A 17,685-nucleotide genomic window follows, 5' to 3' on the forward strand; every position below is an offset into this window, starting at 1 on the left:
GGCGCGGGCTACGCTTCCCCTCCGGTCACCCCGGCATAGCTGCTGAATCCGGCATCCTTGAGGGAAGCGTGGCCCGCGTACGCAGCGATGACAGCGTCCTGGATATCCTCCACCCTCAGGCCGGGGACCAGGTCATTGGCCGCACCGGCCGTGGCCGGGTCCCAGTCCAGGCCCAGGGCTGCATAGCTGTCCGTCAGCACCCTGCGGATGGGCGCGGAATTTTCCACCACGATCACTGAGCTGAATAGCCAGCCGCCGCTCACCACGCGCTGGGCCGTGCCTACCAGCTTGACCCGGAGCGCCGGCTCAGCGGCATGGATGCCGTGCACACTGAACTCGCCCGGGCAGTACTCCCCCGGGATTTCTCCCACAGCTGCCTGCACCCCGACGCTCCGCAGGGCCTGCGCCAGCAATTCGCCGAAGAAACCGAACCGGCTTTTGGAACCGGCAATGGCATCGGCATGGGGTTCGATGTGGTCCACCACAAGGGTGCCCTCATGATAGGCGGCAGCGCGGCCCCCGGCCTTCCGCACCAGGGGTTCAAAACCCAGGTCCAGGCAGGCCTGGGCGGCGGCGTCGAAGCCCGGCAGGCGGGTATCACGCTGGCCGAAAGCGACGGTGGGTGCCGGCCGGTACAACCTCAGGGTGGGACCGATGCGGCCGGCTTTTGCCTGGCTCAGCAGCTCCAGCCCAAATTCCAGGTCCCGCGCGGCCCCGAGTGAACGGTCCTGCCGCACCACGGTGAGCGTGCGGGGTCCCGCCTGGCCCTCCAGCATCTTGCTTAGCTCCCTCATGGTCATACTGCAATTCCTTGTTGTCGCCGTTGCGTTCGCGGCCATTGACGCCGTTTGGCCGCAGCTGATGAACCCTTTCTACCGCAGCCACATCGGTGAAGTGCCGGCAGACAAGCCACATTTAGGGTACGCCGTAGCCCACTGGCTCATTGACACACCTGGCAGCCGCCTGCCATGGGCCGCGCTGGCCTTCCAAGTGGATAGACTCAGGAACTGGTTCCACCTGCCCACTCTGGTAACGGCGGAATGCAGCCAGGAATCCACCCCTGCCGGCCACCAGCCGCTTGCCTGACCACAACTACTTCCGGAGGCCCTGATTGCGCAGCGACTGGATCAGCAAGGCAGTCCCTGCCATTGGGGTGGCGCGCAAGTACAAGCTTTCGTGGCTGAAGTCTGATCTTGCCGCGGGGGCCGCGCTGAGTGCGGCGCTGATTCCCGCCGGCATGGCCTACGCCGAGGCATCAGGGCTCCCAGCGGTGACAGGCCTCTACGCCTCAGTGGTCCCCATGTTCTTTTACGCCCTGTTCGGACCGGCCCGGGTGGTTATCCTGGGTCCCGACTCGTCACTCGCGCCGATGATCGCGGCGGCAATCCTTCCCCTGGCCGGGCGGGACCCGGACCATGCAGTGGCCCTGGCCGGCACGCTTGCCATCCTGATCGGTGTCTTCCTCCTTGCCGGGCGGGTCCTGAGGCTGGGGTTCGTGACCGGCCTGCTGTCCAAACCGATCCGGATCGGCTACCTCAACGGCATTGCCCTGGCGGTGATGGTGAGCCAGCTGTCCCGCCTGCTGGGAATCTCTGTCGATTCCGATTCCCTCGTGGGGCGCTTAACAGAAACCGCCGGCGCCGTTGCCCGGGGCGATGTCAACTTCACGGCACTGGCCTTCGGGGCCGGCACCCTGGTGACCATGATCCTAGGGCGCCTCCTCCCGTGGAAGATCCCAGCCGTGCTGGTTGCGGTGGCGGCGTCCATCGCGGCCGCAGCAGCATTGAACCTGACCGCCGAACAACTGCCGCTGGTCGGCGCTTTGCCTGCCGGCCTGCCATCACCTGCCTTGGGGGGCATCAGTGTGGACGACGTCCTCTCGCTCATTGCCCCGGCAGCGGGCATTGCCCTCATCGCCTTTGCCGATACCTCCACACTCTCCAAGAGCCTCGCCGCCCGCCGCGGGATCAAGGTCAACGGGAACCACGAGATGGGGGCCCTGGGCATCGCCAACGCCGCCAGTGGGCTGCTCGGCGGGTTCCCCGTGTGCGGCAGCTCCTCCCGCACACCCCTTGTTCTCGACGCCGGGGCCCGGACCCAGTTCAGCGGTATCGTGGCCGCTGCCATCGTGGTGGTCTTTATGGTGGCGGCGCCCGGAGTGACAGCCTTTTTGCCCACCGCCACACTTGCCGCAGTGGTGATGGTGGCAGCTTCATCGCTGGTTGACGTCAAAGCGCTCTTCCGCCTGGTCAGGATGAGCAAGACCGAGGCGTTGCTGCTCATCGCCGCTTTCCTGGGCGTGGCCTTCGTCGGGGTCCTGGAGGGAATCGTCGTGGCGATTGGCCTGTCCCTGATGGCCTTCGTCCGCCGGGCGTGGGATCCCTACCGCACGGAGCTTGCCAGCCTTGACGATGTTCCCGGCTTCCACGACATCACCCGGCATCCGGAGGGCCAGCGGGTGGAAGGCCTCGTCATTGCCCGTTTTGACGCGCCGCTGTTTTTTGCCAACGGTGAAGTGTTCACCGAACACATCCGCACCCTGGTGACCGAGGCCCCCACGCCGGTGCGGCGGGTCATCGTGGCCGCTGAACCCATCACGGATCTGGACACCACGGCCCTGGACGAACTCGTCCAGCTCGACGACGAACTGGCGAAGGAGGGCATCAGCCTGGTCTTCGCGGAGATGAAGGGGCCGGTCAAGGACAGGCTGACCCGCTTCGGGGCTGCCGCCCGGTTCACCACCGACCACTTCTACCCGACCATCCACAACGCGGTACGGAGCTACAAAAAGGAAACAGGCCTGGACTAGGTCCTGCGCAGTGTGAGGATCTGTTCGGCACGCCCGAAGGGGCCCTGGAGATCGTGCAGGACCGTGGAGGTCAGGCCGATGCCGTCGGCGCCGAATGACACCGCATTGTCCAGTCCCAGCCATCCGCCCACGGGCCTGCGGTACATGTGGATCTGCAGGTCCAGGTTGGGGAACGCGTAGCTGTCCTTTCCCGGGGGGACCCTGGCCGCGATCCCGTTGGCGGTGTCCACCAGCCCGATGAGGCGGGCCAGATCTCCGCTGTCCGCCTTGTCCGTCAGGGGGTGCTCGGTGCGCAGCCAGACCTTTCCGGCACCGGGCCGGTGGCCGTCGGCGGCACGCATCTCAAGAGACCGGATGTAGCCGCCCGGCCACACGCTGGGCCCGTCGTATGGTTTGCATTCATCGGGCGCGGGTATGGCGGCGTCCTCGATGGCTGCCACTGCCGAGGTATCGCTGGTGACCATCCGCCAGGCGGTGGCCCGGATGGCCACCCGGGCGTTGGCGATCAGTTCTGCCTGCAGGAGCTCGATGGTCCGGCCCGGCCGAAGGGTGGTGGTCTCGATATGGAACTCCCCGCCGGGGATCAGTCCCAGGATCTCGTAGCTCAGCCGGGCCATCCGCATGTCAGCGCGGGGCTCGTGGCGTTCCAGGCTGTCGGCCAGCAGTCCCGACGCCGGCGCCATGTGCTGTTCGTGGATGTTCCAGGCACCCTGGGCATGGATGGTTGACCGGAAGCGGCCGCCGCCCAACGCTTGATAGTAGAAGAAGCCGTCAGCCAGCTCTGGCAGATCCTTGGTCAAAGTGGGGCCTTCCTGCGGTACCGGGTGAATGAGGATTAACTCTACCGGTGGCGCAGGGACTTGTGCCTGACGTCACGTAATGCGGGCGCGCACGAACGCCGGCTGGGTAGACTCAAACCTGGTCCTGTCAACAACCCTCTGAAGAGGTGTTCCAAGAATGCGCGTCATCAGCTACAACCTTCGCGAGCACAAAGCGAGCGGCGAGCTCCTCGCCCTGGCGCGGAATTTCGATATCGACGCCTTGTGCCTGCAGGAGGTCGATTCGAGCGATCTGCCCCAAACTCTGGGGCCCCTGCATCTCGCGGACTCCACCAGGGGCAACCGGCTGGGGCTTGCCATCTACTACCGCACCAGCAGGTTCACTGCCCTTGACACGCAGTCCTTCGCGCTGAAAAAGTCCCTCCACGACAGGGTGTTGGCCCCTGCCCATGAGCGCCTGATCGGCACACGTGTTGTGGACAATGAAACCCAGCACGAGCTGGTGATCGGCTCTTTCCATGCCGCACCCCTCACCGCATCCAACTCACTGCGGCGCAAGCAGATCCACGCCGCCCACGCAGAACTGCTCAGCATGGGCAGCGGCCTGATGACGTTGATGGTGGGCGATTTCAACTACCCGTTCTTCACCAAGAATCTCCACACCCAGATGAAGGAGACGGGGTACGCGTTGTCCCTCAGTGACCGCCGCACCTACACCCGGTACAAGTTCTTCAAGGGCCACTTCGACTTTGCTACATCCCTGGGCCTGGACATCGAGAGCGTGGAAACCCTGCCGCGCGGCAAGTCAGACCACCTGCCTATCCTGGTCAGCGCCGAATACGGCAAGGACTACTGAGACAGCTTCGAGGACAGGTCAAGCAACCGCGGCCGTAGCTCGGGCCACGACCTCGCAAAACCGGGGTGCAGTTCCTTGCCGTGCACTTCCGGGACCGGAACCCAGCTCAGTTCGAGGCTTTCGGGATCACTGATCACCGGGTCAAACGGCCGTGTCACCTGCACCACTACGGTGGTGTAGGACCAGTAACCCACGTCAAGCACTGAGCTGAAGAGGACGGTCACGTCCGCGGCCGGTACCGCGGCTTCCTCGTGCGCCTCCCGGAGTGCTCCGGTAATCGCGTCCTCATCCTGGTGCAGCGCCCCACCGGGGAGGCCCCAGGTTCCGCCGTTGTGGCTCCAAAGGGCGCGGTGCTGGAGCAGGACGCCTTTGCCGGGGTCATAGGCCAGAACGCCTGCGGCACCGAACCTGCCCCAGAACTTCCCGCGGGCACCCTCCACCCACGCGTCTCCGGGATCCCGCGGACCGGTCAGCGGGGGCCTGGCATGTGGATTTGCACCGGGAGACGTGGCAGCCAAGGAATGATCCATAACTCCAGTCTGACAGGTGCCCTGCCCCGGCGCAGCGGACGCCGCACGCTGACGGTCAGCTGCTGTGACCGCGCTCGACGGCGAAATCGCCGCCGGGGTACATCACCGTTTCGTGGCCGTCGTCGAAGCGGACCAGATAGGGTGGATGGCCTTCCTGGCCCCTCACCTCCAGGATCACCCCGTGCCGGTCCGAGGCCCCTACGGTCCTCCCGTGGACGATGATCCTGTCACCCTGCGCTGCCTCCATGGCAATCACCTCCAAGCCCCAGATTACGACTGACGGCTCAGCAGGAACAGGGGCGGACCCTTCCGATCCGTGCAGGGGTTGGCAGCGGGCCATCCCATTGCCTAGGGTGGGACCCTAAGCATGCTTAGCTTTCGTTGGTCCAGGCGAACCGCCTGCCGGTTGAGGCCACAGTCAACAGGAGGAATACCATGACCGATCAGTACACCTTCCGGAACCCCGTGACGGCCTACGAAAAAATCTCACCGCCGGTCCAACACCAGCCGGAGCCTGGCCTGGACGCGGAGCTTGAGCCCAAAGCCGATCTGGGCGAGGAAACGTACCGCGGAACCGGCCGGCTGGAAGGGCGCAGGGCTATCGTGACCGGGGCGGATTCCGGCATTGGAGCAGCGACGGCCATCGCGTTCGCACGCGAGGGGTCCGACGTCGTCATGTCCTACCTGCCGGCAGAAGAAGAGGACGCCGCCAGGATTGCAGCCCTGATCGAGGCAGCGGGCCGAAAAGCCATCAAGGTGCCCGGCGATCTGAAGGACGCCTCGGTGTGCCAGGAACTGGTGGACACCGCTGTCGCGGTTCTGGGCGGCGTGGACATCCTGGTCAACAATGCCGGGAAGCAGGTGGCGCAGGAATCCATCGCCGATGTCACCGATGAACAGTTCGATCACACGCTGAAGACCAACGTTTACGCGATGTTCTGGCTCACCCGAGCCGCCGTTCCGCACATGCCCGCGGGGTCCACCATCATCAACACAACGTCAATCCAGGCCTACAATCCCTCCCCCACGCTGTTGGATTACGCCACCACCAAGGCGAGCATCAACAACTTCACCAAAGGCCTTGCCCAGCAGCTGGCGCCCCAGGGCATCCGCGTCAACGCAGTGGCCCCCGGACCCATCTGGACGCCGCTGCAGGTCAGCAGCGGCCAGCCGAAGGACGAACTGCCCGGGTTCGGGCAGTCCACTCCCCTGGGCCGCGCCGGCCAGCCTGCCGAGCTCGCTCCGGCGTACGTTTTCCTCGCCTCCGCCGAGTCCAGCTTCGTCGTGGGCGAAACCCTGAACGTTAACGGCGGGACGCCCTCGCCCTGACACGGGAGGGCAAACACAAGACCGACGGCGGCGGCGTGCTCCAGCAGGGGGGCGCACCGTCGTCGTTGTTATTTCGTTGTTTTTTCAGCGCGTGATCAGTCCCTGGCCTCCGCGAGGAGTGCGTCGGTGGCGGGATCAGGCTCGCCGTCGAAAAACTGCGCCAGTACCGTCTTGAACACGGTCTCACCCGGGGCGGCGCGCAGGAACAGGGTCATTGAGGACTGCAGTTTCCTGGCATCAATGCTGCCAAGGATCTCTGCGGCGGACCGGCCGGCGTGGGTGGTAATCGCCGCTGCGCACTCCAGCAACCGGGGGCCCAGGACCTCGTGCTTGAGGTAGGCCTGCGCTTCCGGCAGCGAGGTGACGGCGTACCTGACGGACGTGGGGCTCGTACCCAACCCCGCGAACTGGGGAAAGATGAACCACATCCAGTGGCCCGTCTTCTGTCCGAGCTGCAGCTCTCCGAGCGCCTGGCCGTAGGTCCCGGAGTTGTCCTGGGCTTCAACGAAGCGTTCCAGGTTGTAGGGGTCATTCATCTTTGTCTCCTCAGTTCAAGCGGTTCGGGCTGAGTCTAGGCGGTCTCGGCGGTGATCCCGGACGTCAGTGTGGCGGCGTGGCGCATCCACTCGTCCGGATCCTGGTGCCACCGGCCAACGACAGTTTCGGCGCGCTGCCTGTCCTTGCCCTTCAGGGTGGCCAACAGCGGCCGGACCACGTCTGCAACGAGCGGTGACACCAGCTCAGCTGTCCGCGCGGTACGGATGAACCCCTCCACCCGGGTCAAATCCGAATGGCGCAGCAGGGCAGCGCGTGACTGCAGGAGAACCACCGCCGCCAGCCTGCGTTCAAAGACGGGCCGCCGGCCGGGGCCGGGCTGGCCCCAAAGCACGGAAGCGAGTGCCGTAACTTCGTCGTGGTCAAGGTCTTTGAACTTCCGCGTGGCATCGCGGACCGTCCCGCGGATGGCCCCTACTGAAGCCCCGTAGGAGGCCAGGGCACCGTCAACCCTGTTTTCCACGTCATCGGCCCGGTACCACGAGCCCTCGTTCTGCAGCGTGGTGTCAATGAAGGCCGCCGCATCCTGCACCCTCTGGCTCATGGCTTACCGTCCGTAGCGCCCGGCAGCGGCGTGGTTGATGCAGAACATCGTCCAGGGACGCGCTTCCAGGCGGCCCTCCGCGATGGGCTGACCACAGACGGCGCAGATCCCATATTTGCCGTCCACGATCCGCTGAAGCGCGGCTTCGACTTCGGCCAGCCCGGAAGTGCTCTGGTCCAGCAGAGCGGCCGCCTGGGACAGTTCGAAGGCAATGGTGGCACCTTCGGGATCGTGTTCGTCGTCCACATTGGAATCCTGGCGGGCCGCATTGGCCGAGGAAATATCGGCCCGGAGCGCCGGCAGCAGGGCAAGTTTCCGGGCGCGCTCGTCCTCGAGGAGGAGCCGGAACCGTTCGAAGTCAGCCATGGGGAAAGCCTAGCCCCGGCGCCCGCCTGAAGGGGCTCGACAACCGCCGGCAGCAGGAGCATGCTGGCAGTCGTAAGCGCCTCAGATGCTGCCTGGCAGCCAGGGACGGACAGCTGATGGGCACAAATCCCGCAGAGAAAGTCAGCGCCATGCCTACAAATATCGTCACCCAGCTGGCAGTGAAGTCCCACGACACTCCGGATGAGAAGCGCCGTCCGGACAAAACCGAAGTGGACGTGGTCAGCCTGGGCGACTACACAGTGGGACGCTTCACCTTCAAGCCCGGGTGGCGTTGGTCAGACTGTATCAAGCCCGTAGTCCAGACCGACTCGTGCCAGAACAACCATGTTGGTTATTGCGTGTCCGGAGCGCTCAGCGTTGAGACTACGAACGGCAACCGCATCAGCATTACCGCCGGCAATTCCTACACCATTCCGCCCGGACACGACGCCTGGGTGGACGGGGACCAGCCCTTCGTGGGTATTGAATTCCTCAGCGCGGCGGAATTCGCGAAGGCGCCGGGAACCTGACGGGCCGCCCTCCGCGGCGGGCCGTCAGTACCAGTTGTTGGCAACCGAATGACTCCAGGCACCGCACGGTGACTTGTACCTGTCCGAGATGTAGGCCAGGCCCCAGTCCACCTGCGTCCGGTAGCTGGTGAGCCAGTCGCTCCCGGCAGAGCCCAGCTTTCCGGGCGGCAGCGCCTGCGGGATGCCGTAAGCGCCCGAATACGGGTTGGTGGCTGTGGTCAGCCAGTTGGATTCCTTGGTCCACAGCTGGGCCAGGCACTGGAACTGGTCCTGGCCCCACCCGTAGGCGGACAGCCGCCCGGAGGCGTAGCTCTTCGCGCCGGCCGGATCGTTCACCGCGCCGCCCGGTATTGATGGCACGACGACGGCGGGTGGCGGAGCCGGCGTCGGGCTTGGAACGGGAGCCGGTGCTGCCGGCGGTGGTGCAACGGGTGCCACCGGCGCGGGGTTCACTGGTTTCCGGGCGGCTGCCAGGGCGGCCGCCTCAGCAGCCGCCTCCGCCTGTTGGCGTGCCTGCTCGGCAGCCGCGGCGCGCTTGGCTTCCTGGGCACTCTCGTACGCGGCGAGGGCTGCTTGGCCCTGCCTGAATTCACCTTCCACGGCCGCCGTTGTCCCTTTGAGGGATGCAAGCTGTGCGGTGAGCTCCTGGCCGTGGTCCTGTTGCTCCTTGATCTGACGGGCCGTGGCTTCCTGGGCTGACTTGGCGGCGTCGAGCTTGTTCCTGGCCTCTCCTGACAACCGCTCACGCTCCGCCCTGGCCGCCTTCTCCTGCCCGGCCAAAGCCTGCGACACCCGCTCGGCAGCTGAGGCCTTACTCACCAGGGTGGCTGTCTTGTCACTCACGATCTGAACGATGTTGAGGCCTTGGATGCTGTTGGTCTGCACGGCATCCAAGGCCACGAAGAAGCCCATATTGGTGCCGCCGGTCTTGTAGGACTGGGCCGCCAGCGCTCCGATGTCCTTCCTGTGCTGTGCCAGCTCGGCGGTGGCGCGGGTGGTCTGGGCGGTCAGTTCGTCCAATCGTGCACCCGCGGCCTGCAGGGCTGTTTCCGCGACCGCGTACTCGGCCGCAGAACTGACGGCGGCGGTCCCCAGTTCTTCGCCGCGCTCCTGGAGACCTCCCAGGAGGTTAGTGATTTGGGTGACCTCCGCGGCTTTCCCGGCCTCACTTTGCTTGGCGTTTTCCACGTCCTGCCACGACGGATACCCACCGGGTGGCGCTTCGCCGCCGGCGTGGGCGGGCAAGATTGATAACGAGGCGGCAAAGGCCAGCGCCAAGGTTCCTGCAATGGCAGGCAGCCTCACTTTTTGGAGAAAACGCGACATAGTTTGTGAGCCTACCCGGCATATAAGGCATTCCGCCCCTGACCTGCAACATCGTGACGGTCAGGTGTTCAAGCAGGCGCAGAAGCGAGGCACTTCTACCGCTTACATTCCGTTACCGGAATGTGACATTGCCGGCGAGTAGAGGTTATGGTCGTCCGGTGCCCCGGTTCAAAGCCGGGACATTCCCGTCAGTATGCCGAGCCCTGCCGCTGAACCGGGACCCCAGCTCATAACTGGCAGGGACGGGGGAACCACGTTTCCACGGCTTCGAAGGAAGCCTTGGGGTTAAGTCGATAGCGCTCCGTCCTTGACGGAAGCGTTGCCGGCCGGGTGTCTCCGACCCGAACCCGACAGCTCACCCCGCAGGCATGGGAGAGGCAATCAACCATGTCCAAGAACACCACTTCCGCACGCCATCGTGCCGCTGCAAACCGCTCTATTGTGCTGACAGGCCTGTCTTCGACAGCTAAAGCACACGCCCGCACCATCGGCAGGCCAGCCCTGATCGCTGTGGCCGCGTCCGGAATGCTCTTCAGTGCCGGCACCGCAGCCCAGGCAGGCGTCCACGGCCCTGACACGGCCGGAAGCACCAACGTCCAGGGCCAGGCCAGCGCACCCGCTGCCGCCCCGGCAGCCGCCACGGCTCCCGCAGCAGGCAACGTCCACACCGTCGTTTCGGGTGACACGCTGGGCGCTATTTCCGCCGCCAACGGTGTTGCCCTCAACGACGTCCTGGCCGCCAACGGCCTGTCGATCACTGCCATCATCTACCCCGGCGACCAGATCCAGATTCCTGGTGCCGGCTACGCTGCGCCGGCACCTGCCCAGGCAGTCGCTGCGCCGGCCGCCCCGACCAACACCGGCATCCGGCTGGCGTCCACCGCGGCACCGGCAGCTCCGGCAGCTCCTGCAGCCGCGGCTCCGTCCGGTGCAGCAGGCTCCGCCATCCTGGCGTCCGCCTACTCACAGGTGGGAATCCAGCAGGACTGCACCGCCATGGTGGAGAAGGCACTGCGCTCGGTCGGTAAGAGTGTGGGAGACCTGGCCCCCGGCCAGTTCTTCCAGTACGGCAGCGTGGTGGGGGCCCCGGCCGCCGGTGACCTGGTTATCACGGCCGGCCACGTGGGCGTTTACGCCGGCAACGGCCAGGTTGTCAGCGGCGGCGTGGACGGTTTCAAGACCGAAGTCCACTCCATCAGCTGGCTCACGGGAGCATCCTTCGTCCGCGTAGCGTGATCCCAGCCGGAACGAACGGCGGCGGGGCAGCCTCAAGCAGCCCCGCCGCCGCCGTCCGCTGATTTTGTCAGGTCCCGCAGAAAGTCCGGTAGCTCCCGAAGTCCTCCGGCGCGGGGCCGGCATATCGCTCAAGGCCAGGCCGCTCCGTATACGGATCCGCCAGCACATTTACTAAACGGTTGAAGGGGCCAAGGTCCCCGGCCGTGGCTGCTGCGAGGGCCTCCTCAACCAGGTGGTTCCGGGGGATGTACACGGGGTTGGCCCGGTTCATGGGTTCCGCGTCCGGAGCAAGCGCCTGCCAGCGTTCAGCCCAGGCCTCGAACGCTGCGGGATCCACAAACAAATCACTGACAGCTTCAGTGGTTCCACCGGCTGCTGAGCTGAGGCTGCGGAAGAACGACGTGTAGTCCACTTCCCCTTCCGCCAGCATCGCCAGGAGTTCGTTGGCCAGCGGCGCCACCACGTCGTCCTGGGCCGCCGCCTCCAGCCCGAGCTTGGCCTTCATCCCGGCCAGCCAAGCGGCGCTGTATTCCCCGCGGAAGGCGCCGAGCGACTCCACGGCCATGGCAACAGCCTGCTCCTGGTCCTCATGGAGCAGGGGCAACAGTGCCTCGGCGAGCCTGGTGAGGTTCCATTCGGCAATAAGCGGCTGGTTGGCGTAGGCATAGCGCCCGCCCTGATCGATTGAGCTGTACACGGCGGCCGGGTTGAAGGCGTCCATAAAGGCACAGGGACCGTAGTCGATGGTTTCGCCGGAGATGGCCATGTTGTCCGTGTTCATCACACCGTGAACAAACCCCACCAGCATCCAATGAGCAACCAGCGACGCCTGGGCGGCTATCACAGCATCAAAGAAAGCCACATAGGGGTGTGCAGCCTTGGCCGCTGCCGGATAGTGGCGGCCGATCGCATGGTCGGCAAGGCGGCGGAGGAGTTCAGTGTCGCCATTGACCCTGGCGAACTGGAAACTCCCCACCCTCAGGTGGCTGCCCGCGACCCGGGTGAGTACAGCCCCGGGCAGCATCGTTTCGCGCTGCACCGCCCGCCCTGTCCCGACGACGGCGAGGGACCGCGTGGTGGGGATCCCCATCGCGTGCATGGACTCGCTGACGAGGTACTCGCGCAGCATTGGGCCGACGACGGCGAGGCCGTCGCCCGCGCGGGCGAACGGTGTGCGTCCGGAACCCTTAAGATGAACGTCGCGGAGCCGCCCGCGGGCGTCCGTGATTTCCCCGAGGAGCAGTGCCCGGCCGTCGCCCAGAATCGGCGAGTAACCGCCGAACTGGTGGCCCGCATAAGCCTGGGCAACAGGAGTGGCACCGTCCGGGACCAGGTTGCCGATCAGCAGGCGCGTCCCTTCAGGAGTGCGAAGCTCAGCCGGATCCAGGCCCAGCTCAGCGGCCAACGGCTCATTCAGGACCAGAAGTTGCGGGTCCGGAGCCTCCTCCGCCTGCCAGGGAACGGCCAGCTCTTCGAGGTCGCGGGCGAACCGGCCCTCGAAGGACAGCGTGGTTTCTGCTGCAGCTCTCATCTCTCAAGACTACCCGCGGGGGCTGTATCCACAGCCGACTCCGGGGGCTCCGGAAGTGGGCAGCGCCTAAAATGTTTGTCCCCTGGACTCGCTGCAACGCTTAGACGTGCTGCTTGAACCAGGCCAAGGTGTCGTTCCAGGCTGCCGTGGCCTGAGCCTCGTTGTAGCGCTCGCCCGTATCATTGTGGAAGGCGTGGTCGACGCCGGGATAAACGGTGATCTGATGCGTGATGTTGTTCGCTGCCAGGGCATCGCGGAGGGCGGGCATGGCCCCGGTGATCCGCTGGTCGCGTTCAGCGTATACGCCGAACACCGCTGCCTTGATTGAGGGAACCTTGGTCAGGTCCGGGGCGGGTCCGTAGAACGCGGCGGTGGCTTTCAGGCCGGGCAGCTCCGTCGCCGCCTGCCAGGTGATGCCGCCGCCAAAGCAGTAGCCATTCATGGCTATCCGCTCCGGGTCCACAAAGACCTGCCCTTGGAGGTACTCCAAAGCCGCCGCGAAGTCCGCAACGTGGCGGGGGGCCCCTGCACGGGTGAGTGCTCCGGAGACTGCGTCGGAGTCGAGGCTGGCGGTCCCGCCCTCCCGGCTCAGCAGGTCCAGGGCCAACGCAGCATAGCCGGCCTTGGCGAAACGCCGCGCAACGTCCTGGATATGCGGTGTGAGCCCTCGGTTTTCGTGGCAGATCATCACCGCCGGACCGGACTGTCCGGAGTCCGGCCGCGCGAGATAACCACTGATCTCGGTGCCGCCGGACGCGAACGTGACGGTCGCCGTCGTGAGCCCCGCATCTCCTTCCGGCACGGAAAGCGGGCTTTTTGCCCCGGGAACCGCACTTCCGGTGGGTGCGCTGCCGGCCGCGGAGGAAGGCGGGGGGCCGGAGCTCGGCATCGGGTCGCTGCCGGAGGGTACTTCCTCCGGGGTGCAGCCCACCAGCAACATGGCTGCTGACGCTGCGGTCATGCTTCCCATGATGAACGCGACCCGGCGGGTGAATGTGCGGTGGGACATCTCGCCGGCGCGGTAATCGTCGAAGAATTCCTCGATCAGATACCGTTCAAACTTTCCAAGCTCGATCATCACAGGCCTCCTCGGCTGAGGCGAATATCCTCCTCCCGCTCCGGAAGTCCCGCAAGGGCCGGTGGCCTCTGGTGGGCTGTCGAACCCGCGAGCTCAGAATTGTTCAGCCGGGATGCTGAAGCCCAGGTCAAGGAGTCCGCGGCCGGCCTGTTCCAGGATCGGATCCATGGTCAGCGAAGCATGGTTGAGCAGGACGTTGACATCGCGCTGGATGCGCTGCAGGGGATGCGACAGCCGGTGGACGCTACCGCCTGACCCCGTGAGAATGAGGCGGACGGCCTCGGCCGACGCCGCGCCGCTCAGGCCAAGGGAGAGCCGGTACCGGGACCGTTCCTCGTCCGTGAAAGTCACGGGCGGGCGCTCATACGCACCGGAAACCACCCGAACGGCTTCTTCCCAATGCAACCGCGCAGTGGCAACCTGCCCGTATGCCTGTGTAAAGCGGGCCTGGGCGAGGGGTGAATCGGCCTGGCGCAGCTGCACCGTCTGCTTGACTTTGCGCACCATCATCAGCCCGCGGAACACCTCGAGGGCGTGCTCGGCGGCACCCAGGGCGGCCGCGGGGGCAACCATGTTCAGGAACGTGGCCATCGGGACGTGGATGTTCGGATCCGGGTGAATGCTGCTGCCGGGGTTGTCCGCCGCCGCCAGCCGGTCCCAGGCCAGCGCCCGGTGCGCAGGGACAAAGAGCCCTGCAGCCCTGAGGTCATTACTGCCGGTCCCCCGCAGCCCGGCCGTGTGCCACACGTCCAGCAGTTCAAGTTCAGCCACAGGGACCAGGAACTGCATCCGGGCACCGCCGTGCTGTGCGGCCAGCAGAGCCCATTCGGAGTGCATGACGCCGGAGGCAAAGCTCCACCGGCCCGAGATAGTGAAACCGCCTGGAACTTCCGCTGCTTTGCCCGGGGGCGCCCCGGTGGCTGCCGCCAAGGGGGCGGGCCCGTTGGCGAACACTTCGTCCTGGGCCTGTTGGGGCCAGCGTGCCAGCATCCAGACGTGCTCCACGAGGTGCCCCACGCTCCAAGCAGTGGAGACACAACCCTGCGCCAGCCGGCGCACCACCTGGACATAGGTTTCCAGGCCCATGCCGAATCCGCCAACAGCCTTGGGTGCGAGCATCTGGAAGACGCCCGCTTCCTTCAGTTCCGCCATCGTGGCCTCCGGGACCTGCCGGATCCGCTCGGTCTCTTCGGCGCGCTCCCGCAGCCGCGGAACAAGGGCATCCACACGGGCCAGCAGCTCATCGTGGGTGGGGACCTGGACGCTGGCAGGTGCAGAAGCAGGAACGTCACCGGGCATGGCCTCCGGAAGCTCGATGGTGTGTGCCGTGTGGTTCCTTTTCGCGGACAGGTAACGGTGGTTGGCCTCCGAAAGGTGGACGCCGGTGGGAACCTGTTCCCTGACATTGATGCCGAGGGCCGCCAGCTGGCCCACCTTGTCCGGGTTGTTGGTGAGGAGGCTGATGCGGCCTGCGCCAAGTGCTCCAAGCATCTGGGCCGCAGAGCTGTAATCGCGTTCATCCTCGCCGCGGCCCAGCGCGAGGTTCGCCTCGTACGTGTCCATGCCCTGGTCCTGTAACGCGTACGCGTCGAGCTTGGAGTAGAGGCCGATCCCGCGCCCTTCCTGGCGGAGGTAAAGGAGGAAGCCCCCGACGGCGGAGATTTCCTCGACTGCCTCGCGCAGCTGTGGGCCGCAGTCGCAGCGCTCGCTGCCGAAGACATCGCCGGTGAGGCACTCGCTGTGGAGCCTGACCAGGGGTGCCTTACCTGACGATCCTTGGTCAAGGAGGGTCTGCTCCCACTCACCGAGCGCCAGCAGCAGGTGCTCCTGACCGTCGGACAGTCCGTGGAACGTCATCACCTCGGCCGTGGCCATGAAGCCGTCGGGGAAACGCAGCGGGACGGTGACCTGGCTGCGCACGGTGGCCGGTTGTTCGTAGGGACGCACCATGGTCCCGGACAAAACGGTCATCTCAGCTCCTCGGGAAGCAGGTACGAAGGCAGCGGGTTGACCCCGCAGTGAACGAAGCCAAAGCCAGCAGTATTAGTTGAATATTAAAGTAAACCGTACAGCCCATTGGTTCACGACGCAAGCGGTTCGAGAGTCAAGAAACTTCATACTTGAAGTAAACGGCCTACACTGAACCCATGGAGCATGACAATGAGCCACGCTGGCTGAGCAACGATGAACGCGATGTCTGGCTGACACTGGTGGGCGTCATGATGAAGCTCCCTGCTGCGCTGGACACCCAACTGCAGCGTGATGCCGGGCTGAGCCACTTCGAATACATGGTTCTGGCCGGACTGTCCGAAGCGCCTGCCCGCACCCGCCGGATGAGCGATCTTGCCGCCTTCACGGAGTCCGGCCTCCCCCGCCTGTCCCAGGTGGTGGCCCGCTTGGAAAAGCGTGGCTGGGTCAGCCGTTCCACCGATCCCTCCGACGGCCGGATCACGCTGGCCACGCTCACCGACGAGGGCTGGCAGAAGGTCAGCCGGACGGCTCCGGGGCATGTGGAGGCCCTCCGCAACCTCGTGTTTGATCCCCTCACAAAGGCGCAGTCCCGCCAGCTGGGAAGCATCGGCAGACGGATCATGACCGCCGTCGACCCCGCGGACCGTTGCCTGCGGACCGGGGGCCCGGCGTCCGAGCCTAATGACGCAGGCCCCGCCGGAGGGTGAGAACAGCTGCCCCCGCGGCCAGGGCTCCGGCGGCCAGCCGCCTCGGGTTCTGCGCGTCGGGGCGCTTCTGGAACGCGAGGGTGTCCATCAGGAGCTGACTGGTCCCGGCGCCGGTGGGACTGGTGAAGACCACCGGAATCGTTCCTTGGCCGAGTTCGGTCATATCGATTCGGAAGGTGTAGGGATCGTCCGGGTTGTCAGGGTAAAGGCGCATGCCTTTGCGCATCGCGGGTACCGGTGTGAGCGGCTTCATCATCAGCTGGTTGCGGTGGACGGCCACTTCGACGCCGGCGCCCATGAGCAAGCGATTGAACAGGTTGGTGACAGGCCCGGGGGCGGGTGCGTACCAGCCGCACAACGCGGACCACACCTCCGCGTGCGGCGGCAAATCGGTACGCAGCGCTTCGTGGGGAAGGCGGAGCAGAAGGCGGAGCAGTGCTGTGCCGAGGGGGGTTGCCGCTCCCTGGCCGCTGATTGCCCCGGTGTTCGTCAGGACCACGACGCCGACGCCCTCGCTCTGAGCCAATGCCAGATGCGCCAGGAAGCCTGACAGGATACCGTCCTTACCCACGATGCGGTGCTCCCCTTCCGCACCGATATTGAATCCCAGCGCCACTCCCGGCAGGCGCGGATCAGGCTGGAAGTGTGGCTGGAACATCAGCTCCGCCGTCGAAGGCTGCAGTATCGCCCCCTGGCCTGCGGCTCCTCCGGGAAGCAAGCAGGCGGTGTAGCGGGCCATGTCTGCGGCCGTCGAGTACAGGCCTCCTCCCCCGGGCGCCGGCACCTCGAAGTCATCCACAGGGACCAGCCCCCGGCGGCGGATGACGTAGCCGGTGGCAAGGCCGGGCAGCACCCGCACGGAGCGGACCAGATCGGTGTGATCCATGCCGAGGGGATCGAAGATATGCGCGCGAAAGTAGTCGCCCAACGCCTGGCCCGTGACATCCTCGACAATCTGGCCCAGCGCTGCGAAACCGTGGTTGCTGTAGGCCCACTTGGTCCCCGGCTCGATCTCCTGCGGCAATCCACGGCGGTAGTAATCCCCCAGCGGCACCAGCCGGGGTGCGCTGATGCCCGCGCCAAAGCCCGGACGGAGCAGGTCCGGGAGCCGGCGCCAATACCCGACGCCGGACGTGTGCGTGAGCAGGTGCCGGACCGTGGCCGGTGGGAGGTCCGGCCGGACGGGCCTCAACCGGAAGGTGGTGAGGTAGCGGTTGGCCGGGGCGTCCAGATCGATGAGCCCCTGCTCCCACAGCTGCATGATGGCCACAGCGGTGACCGTTTTCGTGAGCGAGCCGACCCGGAAAACGGTGTCTTCAGTCACCGGTTCGCCGGTAGAGGTATCCGCGACGCCGTGGCTGTGGAACCGGGGCGGCCTTCCGTTGCGGACTATTGCCACTGCCACTCCGGCCGAGGGCCAGATGTTCAGCACCTCGGCGGCCTTCGCCCGCACGGCAACCTCATCCGCCTGCTCAGGCTCTCCGGTGATATGTTCGGTGGACACCTTGCATCAACTCCTCCCGCTGGCTCTTTTCTGC

19 protein-coding genes and 1 riboswitch are annotated in these 17,685 nt (G+C 65.8%); of the genes, 7 read left to right on the top strand and 12 right to left on the bottom strand.

The genetic code is table 11. The features are described 5' to 3' along the window. Window positions 1-8: 8 nt before the first annotated feature. On the bottom strand, window positions 9-800 hold the full coding sequence (locus ACP7AX_RS08175) for a lipoate--protein ligase family protein (protein WP_426226061.1): 792 nt from the start codon (window positions 798-800) through the stop codon (window positions 9-11). On the opposite strand from ACP7AX_RS08175, the gene ACP7AX_RS08180 reads away from it, so the two are divergent. Both ACP7AX_RS08180 and ACP7AX_RS08185 read left to right on the top strand, forming a co-directional pair. Then, a complete protein-coding gene (locus ACP7AX_RS08180) occupies window positions 793-1,086 on the top strand; it encodes a DUF2177 family protein (RefSeq protein ID WP_131684020.1) in 294 nt (97 codons plus the stop codon). The genes ACP7AX_RS08175 and ACP7AX_RS08180 overlap by 8 nt on opposite strands. A gap of 25 nt (window positions 1,087-1,111) precedes the next feature. Further along, window positions 1,112-2,809 carry a SulP family inorganic anion transporter gene (locus ACP7AX_RS08185; RefSeq protein WP_426226062.1) on the top strand — a complete coding sequence of 566 codons (1,698 nt, stop codon included), beginning with the start codon at window positions 1,112-1,114 and terminating at the stop codon, window positions 2,807-2,809. Here ACP7AX_RS08185 and ACP7AX_RS08190 read toward each other — a convergent pair. Beyond that, window positions 2,806-3,609 (bottom strand): acyl-CoA thioesterase domain-containing protein, encoded by an 804-nt coding sequence (locus tag ACP7AX_RS08190; RefSeq protein WP_131684018.1) that lies wholly within the window; start codon window positions 3,607-3,609, stop codon window positions 2,806-2,808. The genes ACP7AX_RS08185 and ACP7AX_RS08190 overlap by 4 nt on opposite strands. A 157-nt stretch (window positions 3,610-3,766) precedes the next feature. Between ACP7AX_RS08190 and ACP7AX_RS08195 the strand changes: the two genes are divergently transcribed. Continuing rightward, on the top strand, window positions 3,767-4,444 hold the full coding sequence (locus ACP7AX_RS08195) for an endonuclease/exonuclease/phosphatase family protein (RefSeq protein WP_131684017.1): 678 nt from the start codon (window positions 3,767-3,769) through the stop codon (window positions 4,442-4,444). Here the strand turns inward: ACP7AX_RS08195 and ACP7AX_RS08200 are convergent. Then, a complete protein-coding gene (locus ACP7AX_RS08200; RefSeq protein WP_426226063.1) occupies window positions 4,438-4,974 on the bottom strand; it encodes an NUDIX domain-containing protein in 537 nt (178 codons plus the stop codon). The two genes, ACP7AX_RS08195 and ACP7AX_RS08200, sit on opposite strands and share 7 nt — an antisense overlap. Window positions 4,975-5,029: 55 nt before the next feature. After that, entirely contained in the window at window positions 5,030-5,221 is a 192-nt protein-coding gene (locus ACP7AX_RS08205) for a DUF1918 domain-containing protein (protein WP_108599271.1), read from the bottom strand. A gap of 188 nt (window positions 5,222-5,409) precedes the next feature. On the opposite strand from ACP7AX_RS08205, the gene ACP7AX_RS08210 reads away from it, so the two are divergent. Then, window positions 5,410-6,303, top strand: coding sequence for a glucose 1-dehydrogenase (locus ACP7AX_RS08210; RefSeq protein ID WP_131684015.1), 894 nt, complete (start codon window positions 5,410-5,412; stop codon window positions 6,301-6,303). Window positions 6,304-6,398: 95 nt separating this feature from the next. Here the strand turns inward: ACP7AX_RS08210 and ACP7AX_RS08215 are convergent, their stop codons facing one another. Genes ACP7AX_RS08215 through ACP7AX_RS08225 form a run of 3 tightly spaced genes read right to left on the bottom strand, consistent with a single transcriptional unit; the run spans window position 6,399 to window position 7,768 of the window. Next, window positions 6,399-6,839 carry a DUF1810 domain-containing protein gene (locus tag ACP7AX_RS08215; RefSeq protein ID WP_426226064.1) on the bottom strand — a complete coding sequence of 147 codons (441 nt, stop codon included), beginning with the start codon at window positions 6,837-6,839 and terminating at the stop codon, window positions 6,399-6,401. 35 nt (window positions 6,840-6,874) lie between these two features. Continuing rightward, window positions 6,875-7,402 (bottom strand): DNA alkylation repair protein, encoded by a 528-nt coding sequence (locus ACP7AX_RS08220; RefSeq protein WP_426226065.1) that lies wholly within the window; start codon window positions 7,400-7,402, stop codon window positions 6,875-6,877. 3 nt (window positions 7,403-7,405) lie between these two features. After that, entirely contained in the window at window positions 7,406-7,768 is a 363-nt protein-coding gene (locus ACP7AX_RS08225; protein WP_131684012.1) for a TraR/DksA C4-type zinc finger protein, read from the bottom strand. A 149-nt stretch (window positions 7,769-7,917) separates the two neighbouring features. On the opposite strand from ACP7AX_RS08225, the gene ACP7AX_RS08230 reads away from it, so the two are divergent. Further along, window positions 7,918-8,298, top strand: a complete 381-nt coding sequence (locus ACP7AX_RS08230; RefSeq protein WP_426226066.1) for a cupin domain-containing protein — start codon at window positions 7,918-7,920, stop codon at window positions 8,296-8,298. A gap of 24 nt (window positions 8,299-8,322) precedes the next feature. On the opposite strand, the gene ACP7AX_RS08235 is transcribed toward ACP7AX_RS08230, so the two are convergent. Further along, a complete protein-coding gene (locus ACP7AX_RS08235; protein ID WP_426226067.1) occupies window positions 8,323-9,624 on the bottom strand; it encodes a lytic transglycosylase domain-containing protein in 1,302 nt (433 codons plus the stop codon). Between the two features lie 197 nt (window positions 9,625-9,821). Then, window positions 9,822-10,008: riboswitch (cyclic di-AMP (ydaO/yuaA leader) on the top strand. A 3-nt stretch (window positions 10,009-10,011) separates the two neighbouring features. Here ACP7AX_RS08235 and ACP7AX_RS08240 point away from each other — a divergent pair. Then, the gene (locus ACP7AX_RS08240; RefSeq protein ID WP_426226068.1) at window positions 10,012-10,860 is read left to right on the top strand and encodes a LysM peptidoglycan-binding domain-containing protein; all 849 of its coding nucleotides are present in this window, start codon (window positions 10,012-10,014) and stop codon (window positions 10,858-10,860) included. Window positions 10,861-10,927: 67 nt separating this feature from the next. Here ACP7AX_RS08240 and ACP7AX_RS08245 read toward each other — a convergent pair whose 3' ends face one another. The 3 genes from ACP7AX_RS08245 to ribA all read right to left on the bottom strand — a co-directional run bounded on the left by ACP7AX_RS08245 (window position 10,928) and on the right by ribA (window position 15,440). Continuing rightward, entirely contained in the window at window positions 10,928-12,391 is a 1,464-nt protein-coding gene (locus tag ACP7AX_RS08245; RefSeq protein WP_426226069.1) for a protein adenylyltransferase SelO, read from the bottom strand. Window positions 12,392-12,491: 100 nt separating this feature from the next. Beyond that, window positions 12,492-13,469 carry a dienelactone hydrolase family protein gene (locus ACP7AX_RS08250; protein ID WP_426226070.1) on the bottom strand — a complete coding sequence of 326 codons (978 nt, stop codon included), beginning with the start codon at window positions 13,467-13,469 and terminating at the stop codon, window positions 12,492-12,494. A gap of 93 nt (window positions 13,470-13,562) precedes the next feature. After that, window positions 13,563-15,440, bottom strand: a complete 1,878-nt coding sequence (gene ribA, locus ACP7AX_RS08255; RefSeq protein ID WP_426226071.1) for a GTP cyclohydrolase II RibA — start codon at window positions 15,438-15,440, stop codon at window positions 13,563-13,565. Between the two features lie 176 nt (window positions 15,441-15,616). Between ribA and ACP7AX_RS08260 the strand changes: the two genes are divergently transcribed. Further along, window positions 15,617-16,147 (top strand): MarR family winged helix-turn-helix transcriptional regulator, encoded by a 531-nt coding sequence (locus ACP7AX_RS08260; RefSeq protein ID WP_426226072.1) that lies wholly within the window; start codon window positions 15,617-15,619, stop codon window positions 16,145-16,147. Here the strand turns inward: ACP7AX_RS08260 and ACP7AX_RS08265 are convergent. After that, on the bottom strand, window positions 16,119-17,651 hold the full coding sequence (locus ACP7AX_RS08265; protein WP_426226073.1) for a serine hydrolase domain-containing protein: 1,533 nt from the start codon (window positions 17,649-17,651) through the stop codon (window positions 16,119-16,121). The two genes, ACP7AX_RS08260 and ACP7AX_RS08265, sit on opposite strands and share 29 nt — an antisense overlap. Between the last annotated feature and the right edge of the window lie 34 nt (window positions 17,652-17,685).

This window comes from Pseudarthrobacter sp. DSP2-3-2b1 (assembly GCF_049895945.1).
Taxonomy (GTDB): Bacteria; Actinomycetota; Actinomycetes; order Actinomycetales; family Micrococcaceae; genus Arthrobacter.

What these genes read in the sequence shown, in the direction of transcription:
- ACP7AX_RS08180 (WP_131684020.1), top strand. Translation starts at nt 793, where the DNA reads ATGGTCATACTGCAATTCCTTGTTGTCGCCGTTGCGTTCGCGGCCATT.
- ACP7AX_RS08175 (WP_426226061.1), bottom strand. Translation starts at nt 800, where the DNA reads ATGACCATGAGGGAGCTAAGCAAGATGCTGGAGGGCCAGGCGGGACCC.
- ACP7AX_RS08195 (WP_131684017.1), top strand. Translation starts at nt 3,767, where the DNA reads ATGCGCGTCATCAGCTACAACCTTCGCGAGCACAAAGCGAGCGGCGAG.
- ACP7AX_RS08200 (WP_426226063.1), bottom strand. Translation starts at nt 4,974, where the DNA reads ATGGATCATTCCTTGGCTGCCACGTCTCCCGGTGCAAATCCACATGCC.
- ACP7AX_RS08205 (WP_108599271.1), bottom strand. Translation starts at nt 5,221, where the DNA reads ATGGAGGCAGCGCAGGGTGACAGGATCATCGTCCACGGGAGGACCGTA.
- ACP7AX_RS08210 (WP_131684015.1), top strand. Translation starts at nt 5,410, where the DNA reads ATGACCGATCAGTACACCTTCCGGAACCCCGTGACGGCCTACGAAAAA.
- ACP7AX_RS08215 (WP_426226064.1), bottom strand. Translation starts at nt 6,839, where the DNA reads ATGAATGACCCCTACAACCTGGAACGCTTCGTTGAAGCCCAGGACAAC.
- ACP7AX_RS08220 (WP_426226065.1), bottom strand. Translation starts at nt 7,402, where the DNA reads ATGAGCCAGAGGGTGCAGGATGCGGCGGCCTTCATTGACACCACGCTG.
- ACP7AX_RS08225 (WP_131684012.1), bottom strand. Translation starts at nt 7,768, where the DNA reads ATGGCTGACTTCGAACGGTTCCGGCTCCTCCTCGAGGACGAGCGCGCC.
- ACP7AX_RS08230 (WP_426226066.1), top strand. Translation starts at nt 7,918, where the DNA reads ATGCCTACAAATATCGTCACCCAGCTGGCAGTGAAGTCCCACGACACT.
- ACP7AX_RS08235 (WP_426226067.1), bottom strand. Translation starts at nt 9,624, where the DNA reads ATGTCGCGTTTTCTCCAAAAAGTGAGGCTGCCTGCCATTGCAGGAACC.
- ACP7AX_RS08240 (WP_426226068.1), top strand. Translation starts at nt 10,012, where the DNA reads ATGTCCAAGAACACCACTTCCGCACGCCATCGTGCCGCTGCAAACCGC.
- ACP7AX_RS08245 (WP_426226069.1), bottom strand. Translation starts at nt 12,391, where the DNA reads ATGAGAGCTGCAGCAGAAACCACGCTGTCCTTCGAGGGCCGGTTCGCC.
- ACP7AX_RS08250 (WP_426226070.1), bottom strand. Translation starts at nt 13,469, where the DNA reads ATGATCGAGCTTGGAAAGTTTGAACGGTATCTGATCGAGGAATTCTTC.
- ribA (WP_426226071.1), bottom strand. Translation starts at nt 15,440, where the DNA reads ATGACCGTTTTGTCCGGGACCATGGTGCGTCCCTACGAACAACCGGCC.
- ACP7AX_RS08260 (WP_426226072.1), top strand. Translation starts at nt 15,617, where the DNA reads ATGGAGCATGACAATGAGCCACGCTGGCTGAGCAACGATGAACGCGAT.